Annotated in this window: 8 protein-coding genes and 1 pseudogene; 7 read left to right on the top strand and 2 right to left on the bottom strand. The window is 69.6% G+C overall.

Translation table 11 applies throughout. The features are described from left to right. Positions 1-146 precede the first annotated feature (146 nt). The gene (locus ACWDA7_RS44570) at positions 147-2,762 is read right to left on the bottom strand and encodes a PA14 domain-containing protein (protein WP_450612831.1); all 2,616 of its coding nucleotides are present in this window, start codon (positions 2,760-2,762) and stop codon (positions 147-149) included. 157 nt (positions 2,763-2,919) lie between these two features. Between ACWDA7_RS44570 and ACWDA7_RS44565 the strand changes: the two genes are divergently transcribed. The 5 genes and pseudogenes from ACWDA7_RS44565 (at position 2,920) to ACWDA7_RS44545 (ending at position 8,701) form a co-directional block, all read left to right on the top strand. Continuing rightward, positions 2,920-3,933, top strand: a complete 1,014-nt coding sequence (locus ACWDA7_RS44565; RefSeq protein ID WP_450612829.1) for a LacI family DNA-binding transcriptional regulator — start codon at positions 2,920-2,922, stop codon at positions 3,931-3,933. 244 nt (positions 3,934-4,177) lie between these two features. Next, positions 4,178-5,196 (top strand): annotated as a pseudogene (locus ACWDA7_RS44560) (ABC transporter substrate-binding protein). Between the two features lies 1 nt (position 5,197). Continuing rightward, on the top strand, positions 5,198-6,715 hold the full coding sequence (locus tag ACWDA7_RS44555) for a sugar ABC transporter ATP-binding protein (RefSeq protein ID WP_450612827.1): 1,518 nt from the start codon (positions 5,198-5,200) through the stop codon (positions 6,713-6,715). After that, positions 6,708-7,670 (top strand): ABC transporter permease, encoded by a 963-nt coding sequence (locus ACWDA7_RS44550; protein ID WP_450612825.1) that lies wholly within the window; start codon positions 6,708-6,710, stop codon positions 7,668-7,670. The genes ACWDA7_RS44555 and ACWDA7_RS44550 overlap by 8 nt, the downstream gene beginning before the upstream one ends. Positions 7,671-7,693: 23 nt before the next feature. Then, entirely contained in the window at positions 7,694-8,701 is a 1,008-nt protein-coding gene (locus ACWDA7_RS44545) for an ABC transporter permease (protein ID WP_450612823.1), read from the top strand. A 136-nt stretch (positions 8,702-8,837) separates the two neighbouring features. Here the strand turns inward: ACWDA7_RS44545 and ACWDA7_RS44540 are convergent, their stop codons facing one another. Further along, positions 8,838-9,386 carry an MmyB family transcriptional regulator gene (locus tag ACWDA7_RS44540; RefSeq protein WP_450612821.1) on the bottom strand — a complete coding sequence of 183 codons (549 nt, stop codon included), beginning with the start codon at positions 9,384-9,386 and terminating at the stop codon, positions 8,838-8,840. A gap of 57 nt (positions 9,387-9,443) precedes the next feature. Here ACWDA7_RS44540 and ACWDA7_RS44535 point away from each other — a divergent pair, with 57 nt between their 5' ends. Both ACWDA7_RS44535 and ACWDA7_RS44530 read left to right on the top strand, forming a co-directional pair. Next, entirely contained in the window at positions 9,444-10,118 is a 675-nt protein-coding gene (locus tag ACWDA7_RS44535) for an SDR family NAD(P)-dependent oxidoreductase (RefSeq protein ID WP_450612819.1), read from the top strand. Positions 10,119-10,423: 305 nt separating this feature from the next. Further along, a complete protein-coding gene (locus ACWDA7_RS44530; protein WP_450612833.1) occupies positions 10,424-11,608 on the top strand; it encodes an acyltransferase family protein in 1,185 nt (394 codons plus the stop codon). Positions 11,609-11,807: the final 199 nt, after the last annotated feature.

Raw genomic sequence — 11,807 nt, 5'->3', positions numbered from 1 at the left:
GCTGGTCGACGCCCTCGTCCTTGCGTCGAAACAGCGAGCCGACCCGGCCCGGGACCGTCACGGCTGGGGGCGGGGGCAGGGGGCCCAGCGGGGAGGCGCAGGCCGGTCCTGCCTGGGTGTCAGACGCACCCCACCGACATCGCTCGTCAGGCGCACCCCGCCGGCACCGCCCGTGACGCGTCGTCGATCAGCGCCTGGTGGGCCGCCTTCAGGCGCCCCACGTCGGGCTTGATCACCTTGCGGTCGTACGTCATCAGGCCGTTGAGCTCGCCCTCGACGTCCGAGATCTGCGTGTACACCGCGCCGTTGTCACCACGGCAGGCCAATGCGTGCACTTCGGACAGCTTCTGCAGGTAGTCGTCGGTGTAAGTGGTGGGGTCCACGTCGACGTACGACTGCTGCACCGACCATGCGTGGCCCGGTACCGCAAGACCCAGACCACCGTACTCACCGCTGACCAGGGCTCTGCGACCATCGGGGTGCGGCGGCAGGGCCGCGCTCGGATAGCCGTGCTCGTCCATGATGTCGCCGGCTCCGCCGTCGGCCCCGAGGTTGAGGCCCGACATGTTGTTGACCAGGCGGGTGGGGTCCCAGGACTTGGCCTGGGAGGCGATGCGGCCGACGTCGTACTGGCCCCAGCCCTCGTTGAAGACCACCCACATCACGACCGCCGGGCTGCTGATGTGCTCGTCGATCATCTCCTTCATCTCACGCTCGTATTCGGCGCGCGCCGTGGCGGACGGGTTCACCCCCGCTGTCATCGCGGGCATGTCCTGCCACACGAGCAGACCGAGCCGGTCGGCCCAGTAGAACCAGCGATCGGGTTCGGCCTTGATGTGCTTGCGGACCGCGTTGAAGCCCATCTTCTTGTGCATCCTCAGGTCGTACGCGAGTGCCTCGTCGCTGGGCGCGGTGTGCAGTCCGTCGGGCCAGAACCCCTGGTCGAGGGTGGCCATCATGAAGACCGGCTTGCCGTTGAGGACCGTGCGCGGCACGCCGTTGATGTTCTGCACCGCGATGGAGCGCATGCCGAAGTAGCTGCCGACCCGGTCGTCGCCCACGTTGACCTTCAGGTCGTAGAGGAACGGGTCGTCGGGTGACCACAGGCGGGCGTGCGGGATCTCCAGAGTGAGGGGCTCGCCGGTGCGGCCGGTGGCGGTGGCGACCTTGCGCTTGCCGGCGTACGCGGTCGCGGTGACCTGGACGCCGTCGCGTACCCCCTGCGGCTCGACGGTGAGCGTGCCGCTGTCGACATCGGGGGTCAGCTTCAACTGGTCGACGTGGTCGGTGGCGACGGGCTCCAGCCACACCGTCTGCCAGATACCCGAGGACGGGGTGTACCAGATACCGCTGGGGTCCAGGCGCTGCTTGCCGAGCGGCGGATTCTCACCGCCGGCGGCGTCCGTCGGGTCGTAGACGCCGACGATCAGCTCCTGGGTACGGCCGGGCTTGAGGGCGTCAGTGACGTCGGCACTGAACTTGTCGTAGCCGCCCTTGTGTTCGGCGACCATGGTGCCGTTGACGTAGACCTCCGCCTGCCAGTCGACGGCGCCGAAGTTCAGTTGCAGCCGCTTGCCGTCACCGATCTTCCAGTCGGCGGGCACGGTGAAGGTGCGGCGGTACCACATCCGGTCCTCGTGTCGTTCGATGCCCGAGAGCTGGGACTCGACGGGGTACGGAACGAGGATGCGCTCGCCGAGGTCGCGTCCCACGGGCGGCTGCTCCCCCGCCTTCGCCGCAGCGAACTGCCAGCTGCCGTTGAGGTTCTGCCAGGCGTCGCGGGTGAGCTGGGGCCTTGGGTACTCGCGATGGGCGTTGGCCGGGGTGACGTCGTCGGCCCACTTGGTGCGCAGCTCGTAGGTCGAGTGGTTGGCGCCGCTGCTCCAGAACGCGCTGACAGCGTTGCCACTCCTGTCCGTCAGACCGCCCTTGCCGTCGTAACGGACGTCCGCCAGGCCCGGTGCGGTGCCGGTCCTGTTGCCGACGACGGGTTGCTTCAGCGAGACGAGCAGGGACGCGGGGTCGGCGGGGTTTTGCCGGACGGTGCCCAGCGGCCAGGTGGCGCCACCGATGACGGCGTCGAGATGGTCGGTGAGCCCGGCGTCGGGCTTGGCCACCGCCTGGGCGAAGTCGAGCTGGAGAGTGCGGCCGTCACGCAGGACGGTGGTGGCGATGGCGCCGTCGTAGTCGTACCCCTCGGGCAGCAGGAACGCCGACTGCGGAATGGCCGTCTTGGTCCCGCCGGGCGGCGTCCAGCGCACATGGAGGTTGGAGCCCCCGTAATGCTCGAAGTACTCGACCTTGATGTCGTAGGCCTTGCCCGCGGTCAACTCGACGGGAGTGCCAGTCTGTTCGCGGTCCCAGTCGTCGACCCAGTGGTCGATCACGAGTTTGCCGTCGACCCAGAGGCGGAATCCGTTGTCGCCGATGATGGAGAACGTGGTGGGGCCCGTCGTCTCCGGGACGATGCGGCCGGTCCAGCGGACGCTCACGTCGTCCGACTGCCCGGTGGCCGAGGCGAGGCGGGACTCCAGGGATGCGAAGTCGAGTTGCGGGTCGAATCCGGTGGCTTTGAGTTGGGCGAAGTCGAAGGCACCAGGGGCGGATTGGGTGTAGTACTCGCCCTTGAGGCCGTGGACCTCGATGGTCTCGTTCGCCGGCGTCGTGGCTGCCGTGGCGGTCGGCGTCGCGGCGAGGCCGGCGACGGCCAGCGCGGCCGCGAGCAGCAGGGACAGGCGGTGTCGCAGGGATCTGATGCGCACGGATCCTCCTTGGCTGAGGAAGGGTGGCGGCTCACTGCTTCAGTCTGTACAACGTTGGAAGCACGGCAGTTGGCATGAGAGCACGGCTCCCGGCCGCTGTCCAGGGCCATGACAAAGCTCCGGCTTGCGGAGCTCCCACCGATGCCGAGGAGATCTCTTGCGGGTCAGCCTGAAGGACGTGGCCGCGCGGGCCGGCGTCTCGATCAAGACCGTGTCCAACGTGGTGAACAACTATCCGCACATCACACCGGCGATGCGGGCCCGCGTCCAGGCGGCCATCGACGAACTGGGGTACCGGCCGAACCTGACCGCGCGACACCTGCGCAAGGGCCGCACGGGCTTCATCGCGCTTGCCGTCCCCGAACTCGGCAATCCCTACTTCGCGGAGCTGGCCGGCGCGGTGATCGACGCGGCCGCCGAGCACGAGTTCACGGTCCTGCTCGACCACACAGGTGGCAGACGGGAGCAGGAAGTGCTGGTCAGCCAGGGTTTCCGGGCCCGGGTGATCGACGGGCTCATCCTGAGCCCGCTCGAGCTGGAGGCCGAGGACCTCCAGGGGCGCTCCGACGATGTGCCGCTGGTCCTGCTCGGCGAGCGCGAATACGACGCTCCGCACGACCACATCGCGATCGACAACGTGGCCGCCGCGCGCGCCGCCGTCCGTCATCTGCTCGGCCGTGGCCGCACCCGCATCGCCTACCTCGGCGCCCGTACCGACTCCCCGAACCGCCCGGCCCATCTGCGGCTCGTCGGCTGGCGCGAGGAGCTCGCGGCGGCGGGTGTGCCGGCCCCGGACGACCTGGTGGTGCCGGTCGGCGGCTGGGACCGGGACGACGGCGCCCGGGCCATGGCCCAGTTGCTCGACTCGGGCATACGTCCCGACGCCGTTTTCGCGCTCAACGACCTGATCGCGATCGGGGCGATGCGGGTGCTGCACGAGCGAGGCCTGCGGGTGCCGTGGGACGTGGCCGTGGTGGGCTTCGACGACATCGCCGAAGGCCGTTTCGGTGCCGTGTCCCTGACCACGATCTCACCGGACAAGCAGGCCATCGCCCGTATGGCGGTGGCTTCTCTGCTGCGCAGCCTGTCGGGACGCGAAGAGCCGGGTGGGCGCGAACTCACCGCGGAATTCCGGCTGGTGGAGCGGGAGAGCACCCTCGGACGACGCTGACGGAGGCGCAGACCGCCGTACCGGAATCTCGGGCGGCGGGCTTTACAGTCGCCTTTCAACGATGTAAAAACCTCCCCTGAACGCCGTGCACACCGAGTTGACCGCAAGAGCCGCCCTTCCCCGTGAGCGCTCTCAGCGCCGGGGCAACGCCGTTTGGGGAACTCAGATGAAGCACACCGCACCACTGCGTCGCGCCTCCGCACGGACGCTGCTCGCCACCGGCCTCATCACGGGCCTGGCGCTCATGACGGGATGCACCAAGTCCGAAGACGACTCCGGCAACGACAAGACCGCCTCGCAGCAGCAGGACTCCGGCCAGGTCGTCGCCTCTCCGAGCGGCGGGTCCGGGCCGACCTGCACGGTCGACGCCTACGGCGGCCGGAAACTGGATCTGAAGTCCGCGACCGTCGGCTTCTCCCAGTCCGAGAAGGAGGCCAACCCGTTCCGTATCGCCGAGACGGCGTCCATCAAGGCCGAGGCCCAGAAGCGGGGCGTCAAACTCCTCACCGCAACGCCCAGTCGCAGTTCTCCAAGCAGATCAGCGACGTACAGGACCTGATCGCCAAGGGCGCCGACCTGCTGGTCATCGCCCCTCTCAACTCCGACGGCTGGGAACCGGTGCTGCGCGCCGCGGCCGCCAAGCACATCCCCATCGTGACCATCGACCGCAAGATAAACGCCGCCGCCTGCAAGGACTATGTGAGCTTCATCGGCTCCGACTTCATCGAGCAGGGCAAGCGGGCCGCCGACCAGATGATCGCGGCGACCGGCGGCAAGGGCGAGATCGCCATCCTCCTCGGCGCGGCGGGCAACAACGTCACCACCGAGCGCACCAAGGGCTTCGAGGACCGGATCAAGGAGAAGGCACCCGGCCTCAAGATCGTCTTCCGGCAGACCGGCGACTTCGCACGCGAGAAGGGCCAGTCGGTCACCGAGAACCTGATCCAGTCCAAACCGGGGATCAAGGGCATCTACGCCGAGAACGACGAGATGGGCCTCGGCGCCGTCAACGCGCTCAAGGGCGCGGGCAAGAAGCCTGGCGATGTGAAGATCGTGACCATCGACGGCACCCGAAACGCCGTGCAGGGCATCGTGGACGGCTGGATCGACGGCGTGATCGAGTCCAACCCCCGCTTCGGGCCGCTGGCCTTCCAAACCCTGGACACCTTCACCCAGGGCCAGGAGGTGGCCCAGGACATCGTCATCCAGGACAGCTCCTACACCGAGGCCAACGCCAAGTCCGACTTGGGCAAGGCCTTCTGAGATGCTGACGGTCACCGGTCTGTGCAAGACCTTCCCCGGCGTACGGGCGCTGTCCGACGTGGACTTCACCGCTCGCGCCGGGGAGGTGCACGCCCTGGTCGGCGAGAACGGCGCGGGCAAGTCGACGCTGATCAAGGTGCTCACCGGCGTGCACCAGCCCGACGCCGGCGAGGTGACCTTCGACGGCACCCCCGTCCGCTTCGCCACTCCCCTGCAGGCGCAACAGGCGGGCATCTCCACCATCTACCAGGAGGTCAACCTCGTCCCGCTGATGAGTGTGGCCCGCAACCTCTTCCTCGGCCGCGAGCCGCGCGGCCGGCTCGGCCTGATCGACTTCCGGCGCATGCACCGTGAGGCGGACGAGACCCTGCGGGCCCTCGGTATCCGCGTGGACGTGCGCCGGCCCTTGCGTGAACTGGGCGTCGGCGCACAGCAGATGGTCGCGCTCATCCGCACGGTGGCCATCGACGCCCGGGTCGTGGTCATGGACGAGCCCACCTCCTCGCTGGAACCCCGGGAGGTGAGCACCCTGTTCGGGGTGATCCGCACGCTCCGGGAACGCGGCATCGCGGTGATCTACGTCAGCCACCGTCTGGACGAGCTGTACGAGATCTGCGACGCGGTCACCGTGCTGCGCGACGGCCGTGTGGTCCACACCGGACGGCTGGCCGACCTCGACCGGCTGCGTCTGGTGGCGCTGATGCTCGGGCGGGAGATCGGCGAGGTGCGCAAGGAGGGACTGACGAAGTTCACCGGATCCCACGACGCCGCTGACGAACCGGTGCTCGAGGCCAGGAAACTGACGGTACGCCACAAGGTGAACGAAGTGTCGCTCGCGCTGCGTCCCGGTGAGGTCGTCGGCCTCAGCGGCCTGCTCGGCTCGGGGCGCAGCGAGACCGCGAAGGCCATCGCCGGTGCCCTCCCCGTCGACGGGGGCCGGGTCGTCGTGGCCGGGGTGCCGGTGCGCGGCGGCTCCACCGCGGCCGCGATCCGCGCCGGTATCAGCCTGCTGACCGAGGACCGCAAGGCCGAGGGCATCGTGCCGGGTCTGTCGGTGCGGGAGAACATCGCGCTCGCCGCGCTGCCGGCGCTGTCGCGCTTCGGTCTGGTGGACGACGCCCGTATCGACCGGATCGTCGACACCTTCATGACACGGCTGCGTATCAAGGCCGCCGGCCCCCATCAGAAGGTCGGCGAACTGTCCGGCGGCAACCAGCAGAAGGTACTGCTGGCCCGATGGCTCGCCCTGCACCCCAAGGTGCTGCTGCGGGACGAACCGACGCGCGGCATCGACGTCGGCGCCAAGGCCGAGGTGCAGGCGCTCGTCGACGAACTCGCCGACGACGGCCTCGCGGTGCTGCTGATCTCCTCCGACACCGAGGAACTGATCGAGGGCAGCGACCGCGTGGTGGTCCTCAAGGACGGCGCGGTCGTACGCGAACTCACCGGCGACGCCGTCACCGAGGACGAGCTGATGCGCGCGATCGCCGCGGTACCCTCCGGAGGCCACGATGGCTGACCTCACCCTCGCCGGCGTCACGGTGGACCGCGACCGGCTGCTGCGCCTGCTGCAGACCTACGGCGTCTACGGCGGTGTCGTGGTTCTGCTGCTGTTCAACTTCGTCTTCACCCCCCACTTCGCCTCCGCCGAGAACTTCCGCACCCAGGCCGTCCAGGTCGCCCCCGTGCTGATCGTCGCTCTGGGCATGGCGCTGGCGATCGGCACCGAGGGCGTCGACCTCTCGGTGGGCTCGGTGATGGCCCTGTCCACCTCGCTGATCTCGCTCTACCTGGGGTACGGGCCCTGGGCGGCCGGGCTGCTCGCGGTCGGCGGCGGCGTCGTGGTCGGCATCGCCAACGGAACGCTGATCGCCTTCGTCGGGGTCCAGCCGATCGTCGCCACGCTGGCGCTGATGGTGGCCGCCCGAGGTCTCGCACTCGTCCTGCTCCCCCAGCTCAAGGACGTCCACGATCCCGGTATGGCGGCCCTCGGCTCCGGCGACGTGCTGGGCGTCCCGTACCTCGTCCTGATCGCCGCCGCGCTCGCGGTGATCGTGGCCTTCGTCGTCCGCCGCTCCACGTTCGGCCGGCAACTGCTGGCCATCGGTGACAGCCGGCCGGCGGCCCGCCTCGCCGGACTTCCCGTCCGCCGGGTCCTCATCGTGGTGTACGTCTGCTCCGGCGCGCTGGCCGCGATCGCGGGGGTACTGGCCACGGCCCGGCTCACGGCGAGCGACCCCACCTCGCTGGGAACGCTGATGGAGCTGTCCGCCATCACCGCCGTGGTGGTCGGCGGTACTCCGCTCAGCGGTGGACGCGTCCGCATCGGCGGCACAGCCGCGGGCGCCGTCCTCATCCAACTGCTCACCACCACGCTCATCAAGCACGACCTGCCGCCGTCCTGGACGCAGATCGCGCAGGCCGTAGTGATCGTCGGCGCCGTCTACGCGGCACGCGAGCGGGGGAAGCGATGACCACGGATACCGGGGAAACCACCATGCGCACCAAGACCGCCGCGACCCTCGTCGACGACGACCCGCTGGGCGCGAGCCGCTCGGAACGCCTGAGCGCGCTGGCTCAGCAGCACGGCGCCCTGGTCACCCTCGTGATCGCGATGGTCGCCGCGTCGCTGAGCTTCGACACGTTCCTCACCGGCGACAACCTGGAGAACATGGCGCTGTCGTCGGCCTTCCTCGCCGTGGTCGCCCTCGGCATGACCTTCGTGATCGTCACCGGCGGGATCGACCTGTCGGTGGGTTCGCTGTTCGCCCTCGGCGGGGTCCTCGCCGCGTGGGGCTCGCAGTACGGCACCGCGGTCGCGCTGCTGCTGCCCCTGGCGGTGTGCGGACTGATCGGTCTGGTCAACGGACTCCTGATCGCCCGTTCGGGACTGGCACCGTTCATCGTCACGCTGGCCGCCATGCTCGGCGCGCGCGGTGTGCTGCTGGCGCTCACCGACGAGGGGTCACGGACGTACCTCGTCGACAAGGACTCGTTCTTCGCCGAGCTCGGGCAGGGCTCGTTGCTCGGGATCGGTGTGCCGGTGTGGATCACCGTGGTCCTGTTCGTACTGGGCGCCGTGGTCCTCAGACGCACCCGCTTCGGCCAGTATGTGTACGCGGTCGGCGGCAACGAGGACGCGGCCGCACTGATGGGCGCGCCGGTGGCCCGGACGAAGGTCGCCGTCTACACCCTGTCGGGACTGTGCGCGGGCCTCGCCGGGGCCCTGAACGCGGCATGGCTCGTCTCGGGTGTGACGATCCTCGGCTCCGGGATGGAACTCGAGGCGATCTCGGCGGTCGTCATCGGCGGCACTCTGCTCACCGGCGGGTTCGGTTTCATCAGCGGCTCACTCGTCGGCGTGGCCCTGCTGAAGGTGATCCAGAACGTGATCAACCAGATCGGCTCCCTGGACTCCGCCTACCAACAGGTCGTCAGCGGCGCGTTCCTGGCGGTCGTGGTCGTCGCACAGACCTGGCTCGGGCGCCGGCAGCGTGTGTTGTGAACCGCGGTCGGCGAGGCCGAGTCGGACGCTCCGGCGTCCGGAGGCGCCATTGGCCGGCTCCGGGCGCCGACGGCGCTCGGGGCCCCGCCGCCTGCTCAGGGCTTCGCGTGGGTCCGCAGGTCGACGGGCGCGGTCGTCAGGCGGCCGGGTGCGGGTCCCCCAGTGGTTCGCCGCTCCAGCTCGCGAGGAGGCCCAGAGCCTCTTCGGACGCGCTGCCGGGTTCAGCGGTGTAGAGGCCGAGGATCTGGTCCGGGTCGCCGGTGACGGCCAGCGCTTCGTAGTCCAGGGTCAGGTCGCCGACCAGCGGATGGTGGAAGTGCTTGGTTCCGTACGTACGGCGCTTGATGTCGTGATCGGCCCACCAGGTCCGGAAATCGGTGTCTTTCAGCGACAGTTCACCGACGAGCTCGGCGAGCTGCGGGTCGTGCGGGTGCTGACCGGCGTAGAGGTGGAGGGCGGCGACGCTCGAGCGGGCGATGCCCTCCCAGTCGTCGTAGAGGCTGCCGGCGGCATCGTCGAGGAAGATGAACCGCGCCATGTTGCGCTCTCGCCGGGGCAGCGCGTCGAAGTCCGTGTACAGGGCCCGGAACAGGCGATTGGTGGCCAGGACGTCGGTGCGGCGGCCGATGACCAGCGCCGGTACGTCGGTCAGCTTGTCCAGGAGCCGGTACAGCGCGGGGCGCACCCGTTGTGGCGGCAGCGGACGAGGCCGGCGCCGGGTCGGCCTCGCCAGAGCGAACAGATGACTGCGTCCGTCGCCGCTCAGTCCCAGCGCGCGTGCGACGGCGTCGAGGACGGCATCGGAGACGTTGGTTCCGCGCGTACCGCCGAGGGGTGGGAACTCCAGTTCGCCACCAACCACCTCGGGCACTTCGCTTTGACGACCGGTCTGCACGACGCGCTGAAGGCGGCCGGCGGCGCACGCGTCGTCGTCAGTTCGGTGGGGCACATCATCGGGGACGTCCGCTTCGACGACATCCATTTCGAACGGGACCCGTACGACGCCTGGGCCGCCTACAGCCGGTCCAAGACGGCGAACATCCTGTTCGCGGTGGAGGCGGCGAAGCGCTGGGCCGACGACGGCATCAGCGTCAACGCGCTCAACCCGGGGCGCATCGCCGAGACCAACCTCGCCCGGAACATCGGCACCCCGACCAACGCCCCGGCCTCCTTCGAGCCCGGCAAGAACTCCGGGGTGTCCGTGAAGAACATCGAGCAGGACGCCACCACATCTGTTCTGCTCGCCGCATCCCCATTGGTGGCAGGCGTCACCGGCAGGTACTTCGAGGACTGTAACGAGGCCGGCCCGCACCAGCCCGGTCTTCGCCGCGGCGTGGCCGGCTACGCCCTGGACGAGCGGAGCGCCGCCCGTCTGTGGCAGGTCTCCCTGGACATGCTCGCCTCCGCCGCCAACTGAGGAGTAGCGGATTCCGCCGAACCGGTTTCGTCACGGGCACGGCCCGGTCCGTCCGCAGCGGATCCCCCGAGACTCCCCCGCCGCTGGTCATGTGCCGGACCCGCCCCGTGCGCGGTCCGGCCGGACCGGGTCCACAGCGGGCACCGGCCGCCCGGCCCTTTTCGGACCTTTGGAGAAACGCCGACGTGCAGCTTCGGTACTCGTCCACGCCAGTGTGACATTGCCTACGGGACCGGATTGAAAAACGGCGAGCGGGCAAGGTGCCCCTCCATGTCATGCACAAACGCCCCCAGGCAGGTGACTCGATGACGACGGCGACCAAGGCGGTGCGCGACCCGTCGGCCACCGCGACCCGCGCCAAGGCTCCTCCGCCGGTGCCCGTGTTGCCGTCCCTCACCGGACTGCGGTGGGTGGCCGCGCTGCTGGTCTTCGGACTGCACGTGCGCAATTTCGGCTACTTCTCAGGCACCGGCGACCACATCATGACGTGGGCGTTCGGGGCCGGAGCGAACGGGGTGTCGTTCTTCTTCGTGCTGTCCGGATTCGTACTGATGTGGTCGGTGCGGCCGAACGACCGTGCCCTCGCCTTCTGGCGGCGGCGCTTCGCCCGTATCTACCCGATCCATCTGGCCACCGTCGTGATCGCCCTGTTCATGGCCTACACGCTGGCCCATCAGGCGAGACCGACACCGACTCAGGCACTGGCCAATGTGCTTCTGGTGCATTCCTGGTGGCGCCCGTGGTGGCAGACGCTGAACCCGGTCAGCTGGTCGCTGACCTGCGAGGCCTTCTTCTACGCGGCCTTCCCGCTGCTGGTCCTTCTGCTGCGCCGCGTCGGCACCCGGGGAGCGGCGGCCGTGGCCGGCGGATCGGTGCTGGCGGTACTTGCCCTGGCCTGGGCGGACGCGCACGACACGCTGGGCCAGCCGCTGAATTCCTTCCCCGCCGCTCGACTGCCCGAGTTCGTCCTCGGTGCCGCCGTCGCCCGGCTGGTGCTTCTCGGCCGCTGGCGTGGCCCCGGCCTTGAGGCCTCTCTTGCGCTGGCCCTCATCGGCTACTTCTTCGTCCCGCAGGTCACCGCCGGGTACCCGGCCACGACCTGCACCATCGTCGGCTTCGCTCTGCTCATCCCGGCAGCCGCGGTCGCGGACCTGCACGACCTGCCCTCGCTGTGGCGCAACCGGCGGATGGTACGGCTGGGCGAACTCTCGTTCGCCTTCTACATGGTCCACCTGCTGGTCCTGCGGGCAGGCACCGATCTGCTCGGCACCTCGCCGCGCTTCGGCCTGCTCGGGGCCCTGGCCGCCACCGCCGTCGCGTTCACCGTGTCACTCGGCCTGTCCTGGGTCCTGTACGAGGCGGTGGAGCGTCCCGCAAGACGACTGCTGCTCCGCAGTCGCCGTCCGGCCAAGAGGCTTCCGGCACCGGCGACCGCCGGGTCGGAGCCGACCAAGCCCGACCGTGACGCTTCGCGCGCTGCGCCCGACTGAGACATCCGGCCGGTCCGGCTCGAGCCAGGCCGGGCGATGGCCGCTCCGCGCGTCCGGGCGGCCGACGGCGCCTCAGCCCCCGACCGCACGCTCCCTGCTGCTCCTCTGGCCGGAAAATCACAGCAGCCGAGGGCATGCCGGTGCCTGCTCGGGGCTTGGGTGAAAGTGACTGGGCTTGAGCTGCAGCGGCTGGTCAGAC

The organism is Streptomyces sp. NPDC001156, assembly GCF_053598275.1.
The sequence above is the reverse complement of the archived record's forward strand: the minus strand, read 5'-3'. Positions and strand labels throughout refer to the sequence as shown.